Annotated in this window: 12 protein-coding genes; 7 read left to right on the forward strand and 5 right to left on the reverse strand. The window is 62.9% G+C overall.

All coding sequences use genetic code 11. From position 1 onward, the window contains the following. Position 1: 1 nt before the first annotated feature. The 7 genes from AWB80_RS21355 (at position 2) to AWB80_RS21385 (ending at position 8,687) form a co-directional block, all read left to right on the forward strand. Entirely contained in the window at positions 2 to 1,318 is a 1,317-nt protein-coding gene (locus tag AWB80_RS21355) for an FAD-binding oxidoreductase (RefSeq protein WP_061176651.1), read from the forward strand. Further along, positions 1,315 to 2,055 carry an SDR family oxidoreductase gene (locus AWB80_RS21360; protein ID WP_061176652.1) on the forward strand — a complete coding sequence of 247 codons (741 nt, stop codon included), beginning with the start codon at positions 1,315 to 1,317 and terminating at the stop codon, positions 2,053 to 2,055. Before AWB80_RS21355 ends, AWB80_RS21360 begins: the two co-directional genes overlap by 4 nt. 88 nt (positions 2,056 to 2,143) lie before the next feature. Beyond that, a complete protein-coding gene (locus AWB80_RS21365; protein WP_061176653.1) occupies positions 2,144 to 3,400 on the forward strand; it encodes a hypothetical protein in 1,257 nt (418 codons plus the stop codon). A 54-nt stretch (positions 3,401 to 3,454) separates the two neighbouring features. Next, the gene (locus AWB80_RS21370) at positions 3,455 to 4,975 is read left to right on the forward strand and encodes a hypothetical protein (protein ID WP_143328111.1); all 1,521 of its coding nucleotides are present in this window, start codon (positions 3,455 to 3,457) and stop codon (positions 4,973 to 4,975) included. Between the two features lie 61 nt (positions 4,976 to 5,036). Continuing rightward, entirely contained in the window at positions 5,037 to 7,292 is a 2,256-nt protein-coding gene (locus AWB80_RS21375) for a YfhO family protein (protein WP_061176655.1), read from the forward strand. Between the two features lie 47 nt (positions 7,293 to 7,339). After that, positions 7,340 to 8,290, forward strand: a complete 951-nt coding sequence (locus AWB80_RS21380; RefSeq protein ID WP_061176656.1) for a glycosyltransferase — start codon at positions 7,340 to 7,342, stop codon at positions 8,288 to 8,290. Between the two features lies 1 nt (position 8,291). Continuing rightward, entirely contained in the window at positions 8,292 to 8,687 is a 396-nt protein-coding gene (locus AWB80_RS21385) for a GtrA family protein (RefSeq protein WP_061176657.1), read from the forward strand. A gap of 21 nt (positions 8,688 to 8,708) precedes the next feature. On the opposite strand, the gene wecB is transcribed toward AWB80_RS21385, so the two are convergent. The 5 genes from wecB to AWB80_RS21410 form a co-directional block, all read right to left on the reverse strand. Next, a complete protein-coding gene (wecB, locus tag AWB80_RS21390) occupies positions 8,709 to 9,836 on the reverse strand; it encodes a non-hydrolyzing UDP-N-acetylglucosamine 2-epimerase (RefSeq protein ID WP_061176658.1) in 1,128 nt (375 codons plus the stop codon). Between the two features lie 50 nt (positions 9,837 to 9,886). Beyond that, positions 9,887 to 13,792 (reverse strand): glycosyltransferase, encoded by a 3,906-nt coding sequence (locus AWB80_RS21395; protein WP_143328112.1) that lies wholly within the window; start codon positions 13,790 to 13,792, stop codon positions 9,887 to 9,889. A 159-nt stretch (positions 13,793 to 13,951) separates the two neighbouring features. Further along, on the reverse strand, positions 13,952 to 15,409 hold the full coding sequence (locus AWB80_RS21400; protein ID WP_425266873.1) for an ABC transporter ATP-binding protein: 1,458 nt from the start codon (positions 15,407 to 15,409) through the stop codon (positions 13,952 to 13,954). Between the two features lie 87 nt (positions 15,410 to 15,496). Next, complete coding sequence (locus AWB80_RS21405; protein ID WP_061176661.1) at positions 15,497 to 17,944, reverse strand: glycosyltransferase; 2,448 nt, start codon at positions 17,942 to 17,944, stop codon at positions 15,497 to 15,499. A 69-nt stretch (positions 17,945 to 18,013) separates the two neighbouring features. Beyond that, positions 18,014 to 18,802: an ABC transporter permease gene (locus AWB80_RS21410; RefSeq protein WP_087131494.1), complete on the reverse strand. Its 789-nt coding sequence runs from the start codon at positions 18,800 to 18,802 to the stop codon at positions 18,014 to 18,016. Between the last annotated feature and the right edge of the window lie 49 nt (positions 18,803 to 18,851).

Genomic DNA, 18,851 nt, shown 5'->3' on the forward strand with positions numbered 1-18,851 from the left:
GATGAGCGAACTCCTCTCCTGGGGCCGCTACCCCCGCCTGCCGCAGACCGCGCACGCCGCGTACTGGCGCGACGAGGCGCAGGCCCACTGGCGCGACGTGCAGGCCGCGCACGGCACGACGCTCGCCTTCGGCAACGGCCGCAGCTATGGCGACGTGTGCCTCGCGAGTTCGGACCACGTCTTCCAGACGCTCGCGCTCGATCGCATCATCGCCGCCGACTGGACGCGCGGCATCGTGCGCGCCGAACCGGGCATCACCTTCGAGCAGATTCTCGCCCTCGCGGTGCCGCGCGGCTGGATGCTGCCGGTCACGCCGGGCACGAAGTACGTGACGCTCGGCGGCGCCATCGCCAACGACGTGCACGGCAAGAATCATCATGTGCGCGGCACGTTCGGGCGGCACGTCCGCGCGTTCGGCCTCGCGCGCAGCGATGGCTCGCTGATCGAGTGTTCACCCGAAACGAACACGGAACTCTTCAACGCGACGATCGGCGGGCTCGGCCTCACCGGGCTCATCCTGTGGGCCGAATTTTCGTTGATGCCGATCCGCACGAGCCTCATCGATGTGACGAGCATCCGCTTCGGCAAGCTCGACGAGTTCTTCGATCTGTCCGAGACGTACGACGCGAAGCACGAATACTGCGTCGCATGGGTCGATTGCGCGAGCCGCGGGCCCGCGCTCGGCCGCGGCATCTTCATGGCGGGCGATCACGCGATCCACGGCTCGCTCGATGTCGTGGAACGGCCCAAACGCCGCGTGCCGTTCACGCCGCCCGTCTCGCTCATCAACGGGCTCACGCTGCGCGCGTTCAACGAACTGTATTACCGGCGTCAGCGCAAGCCCATCGAGATTTCGCGCGTCGGTTACGACGGCTATTTTTATCCGCTCGACAGCCTGCTCGAATGGAACCGCATCTACGGGCCGCCGGGGTTTCAGCAGTATCAGTGCGTCGTGCCGGCGGCGAGCGCGCGCGATGCGGTGCGCGCGATGCTCGATCGCATTTCATCGAGCGGCACGGGCTCGTTTCTCGCGGTGCTCAAGCGTTGCGGGGACATTCCATCGCCCGGACTGCTGTCTTTTCCGATGCAAGGCACGTCGCTCGCACTCGACTTTCCGCAGCACGAGCTGCGCAATTCGCACCTCTTCGCCGCGCTCGATGCGATCGTGCGCAACGCGGGCGGACGCATCTATCCGGCCAAGGACGCGCACATGTCGGGCGCCGATTTTCGCGCCGCCTATCCTCAATGGCAGCAACTCGAGTCGCTTCGCGATCCGGCCATGCTGTCGCATTTCTGGAAACGAATGACCGGCTTATGAAGAATATCGTCATCGTGGGCGCCACGTCCGCCATCGCCATCGCCTGCGCGCGCGAATGGGCCGCCAAAGGTGCGCGCTTCTTTCTCGTCGCGCGCAATCGGGAACGCATGGAACAGGTCGCCGCCGATCTGACCGCGCGCGGGGCGGCTGCGGCCGCAGTGCATCGGCTCGACATCGACAGACTCGACGATCACGCCGCAATGCTCGCCGACTGCGCCGCGCACATGGATTCGATCGATATCGTGCTGGTCGCGTCGGGCACGCTGCCGGATCAGGCGGCGTGTCAGAGCGATGCGGCCGTTGCGGTGCGTGAGTTTCACACCAACGCGCTCTCGCTGATCGCGCTGCTCACGCCGATCGCCAACCAGCTCGAAACGCAGCGGCATGGCGTGCTCGCCGTCATTTCATCGGTGGCGGGAGATCGCGGGCGTCCGTCGAATTATCTGTACGGCAGCGCGAAGGCCGCGTTGCAGGCGTTTCTGGAAGGCTTGCGTGCGCGGCTTTTCAAGGTGGGCGTGCATGTCGTCGATATCAAGCCGGGCTTCGTCGCCACGCCGATGACCGCGGGCCTGCCGCTGCCCGGGCCGCTCGTCGCGACGCCGGAGAAGGTGGCGAAGGATATCGTGCGCGGTATCGAACGGAAGAAGGACGTGCTTTATACGCCGTGGTTCTGGTGGGGCATCATGTTCATCATCCGCAACGTGCCGCGCTTCGTGTTCAAACGGGCAAGTCTCTGAAACCTTGAAGCAGACTCCCCACCTCTTGTCGAGCCCGGATTGATGAACAGTGCGACGCACATGCCGATAAATTCGAAAGGACAAGACCGTGAGTGAGAATCTCTGTCCGTCGGCTGGCGAGCGCGCCCGCGCGCCTTCTTCACTCGCTGCCGACATCGTGCTGACGTACTTCATCGTCGTCGTGCTGTTGCTCTACAGGATGCCGGAGAGACTACAGCAAGGCTATCTTTGGGCGGAAGACGCTACCGTATTCATTGGGCAAGCGTACAAGTTCGGCGCACATTCCATCCTGATGCCGTACGCGGGGTACCTTCACGTCATTCCGCGACTGGTCGCTTTTACGTATCGAGCCCTCGGTGCAGATCCGCAGGGAATTGCGATAGCTTTTGCGTGGACGTGCGCACTCCTCACAGCATCGGTCTGTAGCTATCTTTACGCCATAGCCGTTCGATATGTTCCGCGCCCCGCCGCGTTCGTGATTGCGCTAGCTCCGGTTCTATTGCCGCACACAGGGGAGAGCTGGCTGAACCTCACCAATCTGCAATGGACTCTGGGGCCGTTGTTGATGGTCATGTTGCTGGACACGCTGGGACGCGAGCATAGCGACCACCTCTTTGCTCGATGCTTCATCGTTCTCGTGCTGGCGTTCACTGGGCCATTCAGCGCCATCCTCGTGCCGCTCGCAGTTCCTGGCGCGCTGGTGGCGTCCAGACGCGAGAAGGGACTTCGACGCCTTGCGCCGTTCTTGATCGTACTCGTAGCAGGCCTCACTCAGTTGGCGATATATAAGTTCGCAAACGACCGCCACCCGCAACACCCGTTATCGGAGTACTTCCACTATCCGTGGATCGAGACCTTCCTGAATAACTTCGTGATGGAGTCCCTGTTCGTTCCGCAGGTGCTTCCCGCCACCGGTGACTCGTCGATGTACGCGGCGCTGGCTACTTTGGTTATATTTTTGGCCTGCGTGCTCTCGCCAGCAGGACGGTGGCGCGCCGTCAATATCATCGCGCTTGCCATGACCGTGGCCCTCTGGATGCTGGGCGTAGTGAGAAACGATGCCCCTGCGGTCGCAGTGCAGTGGTTCTACGATGGCGTCGCCAGGTACACTTTCACGCCCTTTGTGCTGTGCATCTGGGCACTCGCAATTGCCGCGGCAAAAAGTCCGCTGAAGCTGTCGCGTTATGTGGCAGTTGCATTTCTCGTGCTTCTATTCGCAAACGGCGCTACGCGGTTCCATGCGCCAACCATGCCCTCGAAGATAACCGTTCAGCCGGACGGCGCGTATCTCATCGAAGCTGCGCCAGGCAGCCCCTGGCATACGACAGTGAAGCCAGGCCGCTGATCACTTCTCCTCCGACACGCGCCGCAAGCCTCGTGACAGGTCGAAACTTCGAATTTGATCGAGCCGGGGAATTTTATCGACGCGATGCGACCAAACCGTCCGAGGCACATCGGGCGCTCTGCAAGCGCCGGGAAAACCAGTCACCATACGCTGTCGTTACGAGTGAGGAATCAAGAGGTGGAATACCTATCGAGGTATGACTCGGTCAAGAAAACATTGTGGTATGTCAGTCTCGCGATCTGCGCGCTGAGCCTTGCGAGTTACGTCACAATCATCGGCCGCTCGTACTTCTTTCAGGACGACTTCCAGTTCTGGCCAGTCTACGCGACGATCAAGTTGCCGGAGCTCTTCAATCCCGCGACCAACTTCGGACGCCCCGTCACGCGCGACCTCTACTTCTATCTGGTCTCGCATCTGCTGGGCATGGACAGCAGCAACTTCTTCTACTTCAACCTGGCGGTCATCGCCGGGGTCTGCGTATTCATCTACCGGACCCTGCGCGGCTTCGGACTCGATCCCTACATAGCCGCCGCGGCAGCTTCGGTCTACTTCTACATGCCGCCGACCATCCCGCACGCGTCATGGATATCGAACTCGCAGCACACGATCGCCCATCTGTTTTCGTTCTGGTTCATCTCCTCGATCGTACGCAGCGTCAATGCAGGAAGCTTCCGGATCATCCGCGCGTCGCTGGTCTACCTGCTGGCGATGTTCTCGAACGTCTCGTCGTTCTTCGCCCTCGTTTTCGTTGGCATATACCTACTTCTTCGCCACCGCCGCACACCGGTTCCACGATTCATCCCGGTCATGGCGACGCTCGCCTTGCTGGCTGCGTGCACGATTGCGTGGTCGCTTGCGATTTCCCATAGTGCGCCCGTGTACTACAAGCTCGATCTGTCGCTCGGGCACTCGATCATGCGCGCGCGCTACTACGACGACCTGTTGAGCAAGGGCATGATCGGCGCGTGGTATCGACTGCTCTTCGCGGCCATGATCGCGCTGACGCTCGCCAATCTCAGGCGCAATTACCTGCTGACGCTCCCGCTGGCGGGCGCTTTCGTCACCGCGTTCGCGATGCTCTTTTTTCTCGGCGACCAGCGCACTCTCGGCTATCTGGCGATCCCTTACATTGCGCTGGCGCTCATGCTGTTCAGCAATTACGCCGTCCCGGTTCAACGGGCGGGCGACTGGCGCTCGCGGAGTCTGTTGTTATTGAGCTTTGTTTTTATTTTCTATTCGACGGAGAACGGCGCGCCGTTTCGCAATGACTTCATGTCGTCGCCGTATGGAGCCGGCATCAGGGAGGTGCAGAATGCCGTCCGAAACGTTCGGATCACGCACGACACGACATTCTGCTTCGCGCCAGACGAGCCGCCGCAAGATTCGGGTGTCGCTCACTTCTGGCTTTTCCTCGGCAGTGGAAATGCGTTCTCGCTCATCGATTACGGCGACACCCATGCGCGGCAGTTCCTTTACTACACGGACCCACGTTGTTCCGCCCCCGACGTGGTGCGTGTGAGCGTCGGCCAGCTGAACTCCATGGTGACGGTGACGGGAATCACGATGCCCAAATAGTCCCGCTGGTCTGTCGGGGTGTTAGGATCGCTTGCCCAATGAAATCCCGATTGCGTCAACCATGCTTCGCACACACATCGACGGATCTGCCGCCCGCCTGAACACCGCCCTGCTGTGCGTCGGCATCCTGGTGCTCGCGCCCGTTCTCGTGCGCGCGCCGCTGCTTCTCGGCCTGCTGATCGCCGACCCGACCCTGCTCTACGGCGGCATTGCGGACGGTCTGCGCGCCGGCCCTCTCGGCGGCTTCCCGCCCCTTCCCACCATCGACCCGAACATCGCGTTCACGAGCCATGCGCTGGGCCACCGCGCCGCGCTCGACGTCCTGAGCGGTCACATTCCCTGGTGGAATCATTTCGAGGGCGTGGGCACGCCGCTCGTCGGAGAAATGCAGGCCGCGGCGCTCTTTCCGTTGACCTGGCTCCTCGTTCTCAAGAACGGCCAGTTGTACATGCATATCGCGCTGCAGATCATTTCCGGGCTCTCCACCTGGGCGCTGCTGCGCAAGATCGGCTGTTCGAGGCTCGCGGCCGTCGCCGCCGCGCTGGCATTCGAATTCAACGGCACCAACGCCTGGCTTGCGAACGCGGTCATCAACCCGATTCCCTTCCTCCCGCTTACGTTGCTCGGTATCGAGATGCTGCACGAGCGGGTCGCGCGCGCGAAGGCCGGCGGCCATGCACTGCTGGCGATCGGCCTCGCCGCATCGCTCTATGCCGGCTTCCCCGAGGTTGCCTACCTGAATGGTCTCCTGATCCTCGTCTGGACACTCGTGCGAACCGCCGCGCTGCCACACGCCGATCGCTGGATCTTCCTGCGGCGCGTGGTGATTGGCGGAATCGCGGCGCTCGCGATCAGTGCGCCCGTCCTCGTTCCTTTCTTTGATTACCTGCCGCTCGCCAACACCGGCGGACACGAAGGCACCGGTTTCGAATCGATTCATCTGAGTCCGGGCTTTCTCGTCGGCATACTTGCCCCCTACGCGTTCGGCGGAATCTTTCAATTTCCCGAGTACGAAGGCTTCTGGGGCGCGGTCGGCGGCTATGCCGGTTGCGTGCTGGTCGCACTCGCAGTCGCGGGAGCCACCGGCAGGACTCATCGCGGTTTGCGGATCGCGCTCGTCGTGTGGGTGTTCGTGACGATCGGCATCTCTTATGGGTTTCCGGGCTCCAGTCTGGTTGTGAAAATCGTGCCGGGGCTGAAGTTGGCCGCCTACTTCCGCTATTTGCCGCCGTCGTGGGAATTCAGCCTGTGCGTGCTCGCCGGGTTCGCACTCACCGATCTCTCTCGCGAAACCGAGTCCCGCGCGTTCAAGATCGCCGTCGTGCTCGTCGCGCTGATGGTGATCGCGGCCATCTGGACCACGCGTCGACATGACATGAGCCTGCACGGCCGATTCGCGCTCGGAAATGCGATCTTCGTCGCTATCACCTTGCTGGCGATGGCCGCCTTCGCGTGGCGCACGCGCACCAGCGAGACGCGACGGCGCGCGATGGCCGCGCTCCTCGCGCTGGAAGCCGTGGTCTATTTCGCGATTCCCACGCTCAGCAACCCTTCGCGTGGCACCGTCGTGCTCGACGGCGTGTATTTCCTGCAGAAGAACCTCGGGCTGCAACGCTTCGTGACGCTCGGCCCGGTCCAGCCAAACTATGGTTCGTACTTCGGCATTGCATCGATCAATCACAACGATCTGCCGATTCCGCGAAGCTGGACCGACTATGTCGAACGGCACCTCGACAGCAACGCGCCGCCGATCCTTTTTACCGGCGGCAGCCGCCAGGATCCCGCCGGGCCATCGGCGGCAGACCAGTTGATCGCCAACCTCGACGCGTACCGCCGTGTCGGCGTCCGTTACGTGCTCGCGCCAAAGGATGCGCTCGGTCTGCCGCCGTTCGCATCGCTCGCCCACTATGTCGATGCGACGCCCGATGCAAAGCTGAAGGAGGTCTTCGGGGACCGGGTCATGCGCGTCTTCGAGCTCGCGAGTCCCGCTCCCTATTTCAGCGCGCCGGGCTGCACATTGGTCGCCCATACGCGCAACGATATCAGCGCGGACTGCAACGCCGCCTCGACCCTCACGCGGCTCGAACTCTTCATGCAAGGCTGGCGCGCGACCGTTGACAACGAGGCGACGCCGATCGGGCAAACCAGCGAGATATTTCAGCGCGTCGCGTTGCCGGCCGGACGCTCCACCGTCCACTTCGAATTCGTTCCGCCGTTCATGAACTGGGCGTGGGCCGCGTTCGTGGCCGGCTGGATGCTGGTCGCGCTCAATTTCGCCGGGCCCTTCACGGCGCGGCGCGCGCGGGCAGCACCGTAGCCCGCTCGGGAGCGGTTCGCGCGAGCACATGTGCAATAATTCCGCAGATGAACATAGGCGATAAACCTTTCCCCCGCATCGCGGTCGTCATTCCTTGCTATAACGAGGAAGCCGCCATCGCAAGCGTGGTGCGCGACTTCAAACAGAGTCTTCCGACGGCAGAGATCTACGCGTTCGACAACAACTCGTCCGACGACACAGCCCGCGTGGCGCGTGAAGCGGGTGCGGAAGTCATCGCGGTGCCTCTTCAGGGGAAGGGCAACGTCGTACGCAGAATGTTCGCCGACGTCGAAGCCGACGTCTATGTCATGGTCGACGGCGACGCGACCTACGACGCGTTCGCTGCGCCCGCGCTCGTCGATCTGCTGGTCGAAAAGCATCTGGACATGGTCGTCGGCTCGCGTCTCAGCGACGAGGAAACCGCCTACCGGCTGGGCCATCGCTTCGGCAACGTTCTGCTCACGCGCTGTGCCGCCACCATCTTCGGCAAGACCTTTCGGGACATGCTATCCGGATATCGCGCGTTCTCGCGCCGCTATGCGAAGAGCTTCCCGGCGCACTCCGCGGGTTTCGAGATCGAGACCGAGCTGGCCGTACATGCGTTGAGCCTGAGAATGCCCGTCGCCGAACTGGAGACCGAGTACAAGTCGCGTCTGGAAGGCTCGGAAAGCAAGCTCAACACATACCGCGACGGCTTCCGTATCCTGATGACCATTCTGAAGCTGTTCAAGACGGAGAAGCCGCTCGCTTTTTTCTCGTCCGGCTTCGTCCTGTGCGCGGCGCTCTCGGTCGCCCTCGCCATCCCGGTATTCGAAACGTTCTTTGAAACCGGGCTCGTGCCGCGCGTTCCGACCGTGATTCTCAGCAGCGGCCTGATGCTCCTGGGCGCGATCCTGCTGATCTGCGGCATCGTCCTCGATACGGTCACGCGCGGCCGCAACGAGGCCAAGCATTTTGCCTATCTGGCCGTGCCCGCCCTGCGCCGGCAGTCACGTTGAGATGCGTCAGTTCATCCGCTTTGCGATAGCCGGGGCAATCGGCTTCCTCGTCGATTCCGGCGTGCTCTATGCGATGCTCGCTCTGGGCACGGGGCTTTATGTCGGACGGCTGATCTCGTTTCTGTGCGCGGCCTTCGTGACGTGGCGCATCAATCGCCGCTTCACGTTCACGAAGGGGCATCGGCATTCGGCGTGGCGCGAGTGGTATGAGTACCTCGTCGCGATGATGTTCGGCGGCCTGTGCAACTACGGCGCTTACGTGCTCGCGATGAGAGCGTTGCCGCACTCGGGAACGGGACCGCTCATCGCGGTCGCGATCGGTTCCATCGCCGGCATGTTCGTCAACTTCGCGACGGCGCGGCTGTGGGTTTATCGCCCGGGCAAGAGCCGCTCGTGACGGCGCGGCTCTTGCGCCTGATCAGTTGAGCGTTCGCAGTATCGAGACGATCTGCTGGCCCGCAGTTCCGTCGCCGAACGGATTTTTCCCGGCCGACATTGCCTGATAAGCGCTCTCATCATCGAGCAGCTGCGAGACTTCGGAGACGATCCGCTCCACCCGCGTGCCAACCAGCTTGTTCACGCCGGCATCGACGCCTTCCGGACGTTCCGTGACATCACGCATCACGAGCACCGGCTTGCCGAGCGCCGGGCCTTCCTCCTGAATGCCGCCCGAGTCCGTGAGAATCACGTGGCTGGCGTTCATCAGCTTCAGGAACGGCTTGTACGTGAGCGGCTCTTCCAGATAGATGCCAGGCTGCCCGCTCAGCACGCGATTGACCGTCTCGCGCACCTTCGGATTCAGATGGACCGGATAGATGATCCGGTCTTCCGGATAGCGCAGCGCCAGCTCGCTGAGCGCCTTGCAGATATTCTCGAAGCCCTCGCCGAAGCTCTCGCGGCGATGCCCCGTGACGAGCACGATGCGCCGCTTCTCGGCGAGCGCCGCCTCGACGCGCGGCGGCAGTGCGACCTGTTCGGTCTTCAGGCGCTCGAGCATCAGGTACAGCGCATCGACGACGGTGTTGCCCGTCACATGAATCTGATGCGCAGGGACGTGCTCGGCGAGCAGGTTATCGCGCGACAGCGAAGTAGGCGCGAAGTGCACGTCGGTCACGAGCGACGTGACACGGCGATTCAACTCTTCCGGAAACGGCGCGCGCATGTCGCGGCTACGCAGGCCCGCCTCGATGTGCGCGACCTTGATCTTGCGATAGAAGGCCGTCAACGCCGCGACCTGCACCGTCATCGTATCGCCCTGCACGACGACGATGTCCGGATGCTCGGCTTCGAGGAAGGCATCGATGGCGGTGAAAAGGCGCGAGCTCAGACCGGCGAGCGTCTGGTTCTGCGCCATGACGTCGAGGCTCGCGTCGGGCGCAACGCCGAAGTCGGCGAAGGCCTGCATCAGCATTTCCCGATGCTGGCCGACCGAGCACAGACAGGAATCGAATTCGTCCGACGCATTGCGCAACGCGCGCACTGTCGAGATGACCTTGATCGCTTCAGGCCTCGTGCCTGCGAATACGACAACTTTCTTCTTACGCATGATCGTTGAAACCCTCTATGAGTGGAGATTCGGCCGCAAGGCAGCAGGCGCTAGTCATTCGAGACATAGCGGCTCTGGCGTTGCGGCCGGTACGACGCGTAACGTATCGGGGTAGCGGACTTGCGATATAGCAAAGCCTTGAAGACCTCCGCGTGCCTTTCGTAGGCTTGCGCGGGGGTCATCGACGTGAACGACCGTTGCAACGCGTCGCGTGCCGCGCGCAGCGGCCGGTCCGCGTGCGCGATGAGCGCCGCCGCCAGTTGATCGCGCACGGCGTGCAGCGTATCTTCATTGGCGATCGCTTCGTAGAACTGCGGACCGTCGAGGCTCGCCCAGTCCGTGCGGTAGGCGTCGATCACCGTGCTCGCTTCGTCGACCAGCTGCTCGCGCGCTCCGCCGACATCCGTCGCGATGACCGGAGCATGACGCTGCACCGCTTCGGATATCGCGAGGCTCCAGCCCTCGGTGAACGACGGCATGACGATGGCGCGCGCCAGATCGACGAAGCGGTGCACGTCCGACCGGTAGCCGGGCATCAGCACGGCGTCCCGCATGCCGTGACGCTCGATCTTTTCGCGCAGGCGCTGCGCATAGCCTGCGTCTGCATGTTTGCCGAGTATGACGAGGCGGATGTTCGGACGCGCGGCGTGCGCGATGGCGAAGGCCTCGATCAGCAAGCCCTGTCCCTTGACTGGATTGATCGACGCGACATTGACGAACACCGGACTGTCCTGCGGCAAGCCCAGCTCGGCACGCAAGCCGGCATCGCGCTCCGGCGTTGCGAGCGGCACCATGCCCGCCGAGTCGCAGCCGTTCGGAATCACGAGCATGCGTTCCGTCGCGAGGCGCAGATTCGCATCCGCGAACATGGCGACGTTGGCCGAGACGCAGATGTAGCAATCGGTCGTCTCGTCAGCGTGTCGCCACTTCTGCTTGTTCGGTTCGTCGAGCCACTGGTACATGTTGTGGACGGTCTGCACGAACGGAATGCCGAGCGACGCGCATACCTCCGTGAGCGTCAGCGAATAGTGCGCATTGACGAGCGCCACCTCTCGCTCTTTCAATAGCCGGCGCAGCGCATCGGGCTTGGACGGCAGCCGCACGTACTCGAAGCGGCGCTCCTTGAGTTCCGCCTCGGCTTCCGGCGCGATATCGCCGGTCACGCCGAGCATCGGCTGGAACCCGCCGGCGGCGAGCGTGTCGAGCAAATCGAACACCACGCGTTCGAGTCCCCCGACCATGAAGCTGTCTACCTGCAAGAGCACGACCGGTGCGCCTCGCAGTTCGCCTGCAAACGCCGGAACGGGGAGCGCCGCGCCTTCGTCGGCCGCGCTGATGAAGCGGCGCGCAGTATCGAGGGCGGCGCCGTCGGCGCGTGCGACCATCGGGTGCAGCAGCGCGAGGCGCTCGTAAGCGCGGGGACCGAGCCCAATGCACAGATCGACCTTGTCGTAGACCTCGTTGCGCAGCGCATAGGCATCGTCGGTGTCGCTGAAGAGCGCGACGATTCGGCGCATGTCGTCGCGCGGGAGAGTCTTCAGTTCCGACGCGGACACGATCACGAGATCCGCGTCAGCATCGCCGGTCGGGCTTTGCTGATCGGCTTGCACGCCGAGTTGCCGCGCCGCACGCTCGGTGTAGCGCCAGGGACGCGCGCCGAGAGCGAATCCGGCGAGCCATGGCGCGACGATGTCGTCGATCGAAAGCGGCGCGCCCGGCGTACGCGGAACCGCGGGCGCGTCACTGTGCGGCGCCTCGGCGCTGGCCACAGCCGGCGCTTGCGCGCTGCCGAACAGGGTGCGCCTGATCGCGCTCCACATGCCTAGTTGTCTCAAGGTGGGTCCTCTCTTTTGCACGATGTCCGTCAGCCTCACCCGCTCCTGCTCCAGGTCCACGGCCATACGGTGGAGCCGTTCGCGATCGCCATTGACTTCATCGATGAGCGACTCGAGTCTATGCCTGTCCACATTCATTTCGGCGATCACGCCTTCGAGCCGCTGGCGTTCGACGACGCTGTCCGCGACCATCGATTCGAGGCGGAGCCGCTCGGCTTCGGACTGGCTCGCCACCGCTTCGAGGCGCGCTTCGTTGTCCGCGAGCACGGCGTATCCCGCCGTCAGCGCGCTCAGCCTTGCGCTCTTTTCGTCCAGGATGCGCTCAAAAAAGCCGCGATGCTCCTGCCATACAAATCCGGGCCGCGAGACGGCATCGTCGATAAAATTCAGCAGATACGCGCAGCGCGCGCCGGCCTCGGCGAGTTGCGAGACTTCGGGCAAGCCGAAGCTGAGCGGTTTCTCGATGTTGCCGAGCACATTGAGCCAATCGCCCGACAGGAGACGGCGCACCGTGTCGACGCCCTGTTTCAGGCGCTCGCGTGCGGCCTGCCGGTCGCCGCGGATCAGCGCAAAGGTCGCGGCCAGATCCAGCGCGGCCACGACTTTCGTGCCGAGCAGCGGGCTGAATGGCATCGGGTCCATCGCTGCGCAGCGAAGCGCCCAGTCTTCCGCTGCCGTGAAGTCGCCGAGCCGCTGCGCGAGCCGCGCAGCGACGAAGGTCAACGAGACCTTCCACCGCAACTGATGCGCCGAGCCGCCGGCGGCGGCGCAATAGTCGCGAATATCGTCAAGGCACGTGCGAGCCTCGTGCTCCGATCTCGCGCGGCCGAGCACGCGATACGCGTGCCCGCACAGCGCGGCGCCGAAATCCGCGCTGCCGCGAGGCGCCGTCGCCATGACCCGCGCATTGAGCGCATCGAGCGCCTCGTCGTTCGTGAGGCGCATGCCGATCGCGATCATGCTCTTGAAGAGCCACGGATTGACCATCGCCTGGCTGTCCGCGAGCACGTTGAAATCCGGTGCGTCGACGGTCTCGAAGGTCGTTTCGACGAAATTCGCCGCGCTGCCCGCCAGCGGATCGCGCATGGCAACGATGACGAGCGTGCCGTCAGTGTCCGCGGGGTCGTCGAAATCGACTTCGGTCCAGGTCCGGCCCGTATCCCCATCCGCCCGCGCCGTCGACATGAACGCGCGCTCCGCGAGCATGCCCGGCGCCTGCGGGCCGCACGCGCGATGCAGCCACGTGCGCGGCGACGTTGGGCCTTCCTGCGTCGACGCCGCGGCCTGCGCGCGCGTAATGCCGACTACCATGCGGCCGCCGGGACGCAGGCGTTCGATTTCGGCATGAAGCACGTCGGCGGCAAAGGCTTGCGAATCGAGCGCGATCAGGACGTCGATCGAAGCGGCCGGGTCGGTGCGAAGAGCGGCATCGGCGAAAAAAGACACGCGTTCGTCTGCGCCGTAGCGGGTGCGTGCGTAGCCGAGGCTCGCCTCGCCGGGCTCGATCCCGATTACCGCGCGAGCCGCGCTGTTTTGCGCGATGACGTGCGCCGCGCTGCCCGTGCTCGAATCGAGCGCGAGCACGACGTCGCCGATTCGCACGAAAGCGCATGCCTCGACGGTATCGCCGAAGGCGGTTGGCCACGCGCAGTCCTGATGCGCGAGCATGTCCTGCGGCAACGCCGTTTCCTGTTCCCGAATGACATCGGATGGCAGCCGCTCGAAGAACGCGGACCGACGATCGTCCGAGCGCGGCAAAGGCTGCGACCACCACGATGTTTTCGTGCGTGCGTGCAGGCGATATTCAAATCGATTCACGAAGGCGGCAGCCGGGTCCGGGCGGGCCAGCATCGCGATCTGTCGGAAGTTTCGCGTGAGCAGATACCTCACTGCGCGATCTCGCGCCTCGGTCGCGTCGGACCTGGGAGAAGCACCGCGCGTGACGATCAGACCATCGAACTGATCGGACGAGACACCTTCGGGCAATCCACCAGACTCGTCCGCACGATGCACGCGGCCGGGCGCGAAGCGCGACGCCGCGTCGCGCGCTTCGTCGTCGTCGAGTGCGAGACCGTATGCATCGCAGCCGGCGTCCAGCAGCACACGCAGTGCCTCGGACAATCCCTCGCCCACATACAGGACTCGACTATGCCCGAAACAGACCAGGCATTGGCGCAGAAAGGCCAGCAACACGTCAGACATAAATTCGCTTTACGCTCCGGAATGCGGAAGTGGAGATGCGTCCGGGCCTCCTCACGGCCCCGATCCGTTGTTATTCGCTCAGGCGCGCGACGCTTCGGCGCCGGGTTTCGCACTGCTCCCCGCGTCCGATTGCAGTTCGGCACGCATATGCAGGTCACAGACGCCGCCGAAGAAATGAGTGTCCACGCGTGCGCGGATCATGAAGAACGCGGCTTCGTCGATCCAGTGCAGGATGGCCTGATCGGAGAAGTTCATCGACTGCTGATGAATCAGCGAGGCCTGAACCTCGTAGAAATTCTCGCCAAGCGCGCATGCGTCCATCGTGAAGACGACAGCATGCTCTTCACCTGCACGGAACTTGCGGTCCCAGAAAATGAAACCGTCGCGTCCAGCCGCCATCATTTCTGCGTCCTGGTTGAAGGTGCCCCAAGAGTACATCTTGATGCCTTCCTTGTTCCGTATGCGCAGATTGACGTACAGCTTGTCCATGTCCTCGCGGATCTGGAATTTGACGACCACCTTCACCATGTCGCCGGTATAGAAAGTCGCGCACGATTCACCGCTTTCGTCGAGCACGGTGACGTCGGTGATCATCGCCTCCAGGCTGCCGAACTCGAACTTGCCCTGTTCGTGCGGTTCGTCCATCGCCTTCTCCGCGGCGGTGCTGATTGCGGAAGCCGCCGATGCCGCGTCGGCCGGCGGTGCTTCGCCGGAAGACGCCGCCGGTGAGGGGTCAGTCGTCGCGATTGCCTTCGTGACGGCCTTGTGCTCATCGATCTCGCTCTGCTTCGCGCGGTTCTCCTCGTCGTGCAGAAGCTTGCGATAGGCGAGCACGACTTCCGACGACGGTCCCTTGACGGCGAGCCGGCCCTTGTCGAGCAGAATGGCACGATCGGTGAAGGTTCTGACCGATTCGATATCGTGGGAAACGAACAGAATCGCCACGCCGCGATCGCGCAGTTCGCGGATGCGCTGGTAGCAGCGCTTCTGGAACAGCGCGTCGCCAACCGCGAGCGCCTCGTCCACGATCAGCACGTCGGGATTCAATTGCACCTGCACGGCGAACGCAACGCGGACCATCATGCCGCTCGAATAGTGCTTCACCGGCTGATCGAAAAACTCGCCGATCGACGCGAACCGAATGATCTCCGGCATGGCGGCGTCCATTTCCGCGCGCGTGAGGCCGAGAATGGAACCGTTCAGATAAGCGTTCTCGCGCCCCGTGAATTCGGGATTGAAGCCGCTGCCCAGCTCGAGCAGCGCCGCGACGCGGCCTTGAACGGCCACTTCGCCCTCCGTCGCCTGGAGAACGCCAGCGATGATTTGCAGGAGCGTCGATTTGCCCGCGCCGTTGCGGCCGACGATGCCGACCGCCTCGCCCTTCTTCACGTCGAACGTAATATCCCGCAACGGCCAGAACTCGCCAAAAAACTGCTTGCGGCCGCGAAACAGCATCTGCAGCAGGCGATGCTGTGGTTTCGCATACAGTTCGTAGCGCTTGCTCAGATTGCGAACGTGAATAGCTAAATCGTCCAAAGCCACTCTCTCTCTTGAAACGCCTGCCCTGATTGAGGATAGCTCGCTCGCGGCGCGCGCAGGGCATCGCGCGCCGTTAGCCGCGACTCAGCCAAGCGCGCCCACGAGTTGCTGCTCGCCGCTCGTCTTTTGCTGCACGAGCTGCTCGCAGATAGCCATGTTGTGACGCGCCATTTGCATTCTCTCCTGCTCACCCGGAATTTTTCCGGCGGAAAAGTCGGACGCGGTCACATAGCGCATGCCGTAGGTGTTGAAGTCGCCGATGTTCGGTGTATCCACGATCGGCACGATGCCGAACGCAAGATACTCGATGAGCTTCGTCGGGCACGACACATTGTTCACCACCATGTCGTCGCGCAGAATGAAACCGAAATGGCACTGCTGATAGATGCCGTTGAGTTCGGCACGCGTCGCGCTCGACACATGGAAATTCGGGTGATGCACCACTTCAGGCGCCGCCGCGCTGCGCATCTGCTCGACATCCGGCGTATAGAGCCACCAGTCTGCGAGGTCGATACCTTCGCGCACGACGTTCATCATCGCGGGCAGGTTCTGCCATTTTTGCGTGCCGCCGGCGTAAATCACGGTCGGCTTGCCGTCTTTGTAGGGGCGCGAAGCCTGGCTGCTTTCGTCGACCGCGAAGATGGGCAGCACGATCACGTCAGCCTTCAGGAGCTCGCGATACTTGTGCGAAAGGTAATTGCCCATTGCTTGCGACACGACGATCACGTTCGACGCGCGCTCCACTGCATGGCGCTCGCAATCGTCATGGATGCGCGCCGAATAGAAGTCGTTGTGCATCCGGAACTCTTCGGGCACGACGCCGTGGACGTCGAGCACCCACTTGACGCCCGGCACACGCAGAAGCGCACGGCCAAGCGGGTTGGGCATGCGCAGCACGCTATGAAAATAGACGCGCTTGAAGCGCCACGCCAGCAGGCACGCAGCGAGCCGCTGCACGCGCGATTCGAGCGCGATGTTGAGCACCCACGCACTGCGTCCCGCGCGTTCGATGAACGGCTTCGGGCCACCGCCCTCGCGCACGTCGCAATACAGGCGGCGGCGCGCCGGAAACAGCGAATCGATCGCCTTGACGCGCTGGAAGTAGCCGTCGCGCTCGCGCGCCTTGGTGGGATACGGCGCCACGAACATGATCCCGTTGCCACCGAAGAAGAGGTCCGCGAACTCGAGCCACCGTGCGATGCGGCTCACCCGCGAACCCGGAAATTGCGCAGCTCGCGCCACACGCGCCGTCAGGCGGCTCATCAGGGTGTCCGTGGCCTTGGGCTCGACGGCGGGAATGGCGTTCAGTTGCGCGAGCAGCGCCCGGGTCTCGGCGACGAGCGCATCGATATCGCGCTCAAGATGCTCGAAACGTGCTTTCAGACGCTCGATGTCCTCCGGCGCGGCCGCTTCGCCCTGCTCGGACAGATACTGCCGCACATCCGACGAAATGGATTCGATTCCCGGAATCAGCGAGCGCGGCGCGGCCTCCTCGTCTTCGTACTGGCCGAACACGACCGAGCGCAGATCGCGCTTCTGCACCGAGCGACGCGTCTTGATTTCGTGCAGAAGATGCGTGCGATAGGCTTCGAGTCCGTCGACGAGCTTGTCCAGCTGCTGCGTGTAGAGACGATGTGTTTCGAGGTGCAGCGGCGGATGAGCAGGCTGGGCGATCGCGAAGATCGAGTCCTGCTTCCACGCGGTCACGGAGAGGTAGGTACGATCCTGCCACGCGCGCCCATACTTCTCCTCGAAGCGGCGGCGATTGTCGGCGGCGAAACCTTGCGCTTCGAGCGCATCGAGCTTGCCGAACGAAGCGGAACCCCAGTGATGCAGGTAAACGTCGCGCGCGACGTACATCTTGAAACCGTGCTCCAGCGTGCGCAGACAGTAGTCGTCGTCCTCGTAGGCGCCCGGGAAGAAACGGGTATCGAGCAAGCCGAGCTTTTCGACGACTCGCCGTGTAAAGAGAACGCAGTAATAGCTCAGGAAATCGCTTTCGACGACGTCGCCGAACCACGCCTTGCGCCGCTCCTCGGCGAAGCGGTCGAGCGCGGGAAGATCGAGCGCGGCGCTGCCCGCGCCGAGGTTGTCGCGGTCGCCGAGATGGTAGGCGATGGGAATACCCTGCTCGTTGTTCGACGCATTGGTGAGCGGGCCGATGGCGTCCTTGTCGTCCTCGATCAGATAGTCGAGCCAGTGATCGGTCACGATCACGTCGCTGTTGAGCAGGCAGATATGCGTGATGGCCGGATCGGCGAGGAAATGCTCCATGCCGATATTGTTGCCGCCGGAGAAGCCCAGGTTCTTCTCCTGCTGGAAGTAGACTCCGGGCAGCCCGCGCCCCACGGCATCATCGAAGATGCGTCGCGAGGCTTCCCGCTGCGCGGGCGCGGAGGCGTTGTCGATGACTGCGACTTCGAACGCGGTATCGCTCGCGGTTCTCAGCAGGCTGTCGAGCGCCAGCGCGAATACCTCTGCCGAGTTGTACGTGACGATGACGATGCCGACTTTTACTTTCGTTGTGTTCATTGTGATTAACCGACTTCACGCATAGTTTTTCCCGCCGGCATTCATCCGCGCCGGTTCTGGCTTGCTCGATCAGAGGACGTCAGGAAAACCCTTCTTCGATTTATCGAAGAACCAATAGCAGACCCACAGGAATACGAGTGAAGCCGCGATCTGAATCGAATAGCCCGTCCAGTCGGGCCAGGTGCCGAAGAAGAATACGTGCCGCACATTTTCAAGAACCGGCGTGAACGGATTCCAGCTTACGAACACGCGCAGAGCCTCGGGCACCATGTCGATCGGATAGAAGATCGGGCTCAGATACATGAGCGCCATCGCGACCGGCGGGACCGCAAGCTTGATATCGGGCAGATAGACGCCGAGCGACGAGAGCAGATAACTCACGCCGAGCACTGCGAACCAGAACGGCAGCAGCACGATCGGCAGCGCGAGCGCCGAAACCGGCGGCAAGCCGACAAAGATCAGATGAAACAGAAGCAAGAGGCCATAACCGATTGCGGCGTTCACGAGCGCCGAGAGCGTAATCGCCATCGGCAGGATCTCGAGCGGAAACACCACCTTTTTGATGAAATTCGGGTTCTCGCGCATCAAAATCGGTGCGCGCAAAAAGCATTCGGAAAAAAAGGTAAAAGTAATCAGGCCAGCAAAGAGAATCAGCGCCGATTCCTTGCTGCCCGACGTGCCGGACGACCAGCGCGCCTTGAAGACCACGCTGAAAACGAAGAAATAGACGACGAGCGTAAGGATCGGCGTCACGAGCATCCAGATCGACCCGAGCGCCGAGCCGCGAAATTTGGTTGCGAGATCGCGGCGCACGAAGTCCCATAACAGCGCTCGGTGCTGCCAAACTGAAAGTTGCATCGAGAGTTCCCTACAGAAGACCTCGCCGGAGCATGCGTATCGGCAGGGA

This window comes from Caballeronia pedi (genome assembly GCF_001544915.2).
Lineage (GTDB): Bacteria > Pseudomonadota > Gammaproteobacteria > Burkholderiales > Burkholderiaceae > Caballeronia > Caballeronia pedi.

Coding starts and splice junctions, on each gene's coding strand:
- AWB80_RS21355 (WP_061176651.1), top strand. CDS start 2: ATGAGCGAACTCCTCTCCTGGGGCCGCTACCCCCGCCTGCCGCAGACC.
- AWB80_RS21360 (WP_061176652.1), top strand. CDS start 1,315: ATGAAGAATATCGTCATCGTGGGCGCCACGTCCGCCATCGCCATCGCC.
- AWB80_RS21375 (WP_061176655.1), top strand. CDS start 5,037: ATGCTTCGCACACACATCGACGGATCTGCCGCCCGCCTGAACACCGCC.
- AWB80_RS21380 (WP_061176656.1), top strand. CDS start 7,340: ATGAACATAGGCGATAAACCTTTCCCCCGCATCGCGGTCGTCATTCCT.
- AWB80_RS21385 (WP_061176657.1), top strand. CDS start 8,292: ATGCGTCAGTTCATCCGCTTTGCGATAGCCGGGGCAATCGGCTTCCTC.
- wecB (WP_061176658.1), bottom strand. CDS start 9,836: ATGCGTAAGAAGAAAGTTGTCGTATTCGCAGGCACGAGGCCTGAAGCG.
- AWB80_RS21405 (WP_061176661.1), bottom strand. CDS start 17,944: ATGAACACAACGAAAGTAAAAGTCGGCATCGTCATCGTCACGTACAAC.
- AWB80_RS21410 (WP_087131494.1), bottom strand. CDS start 18,802: ATGCAACTTTCAGTTTGGCAGCACCGAGCGCTGTTATGGGACTTCGTG.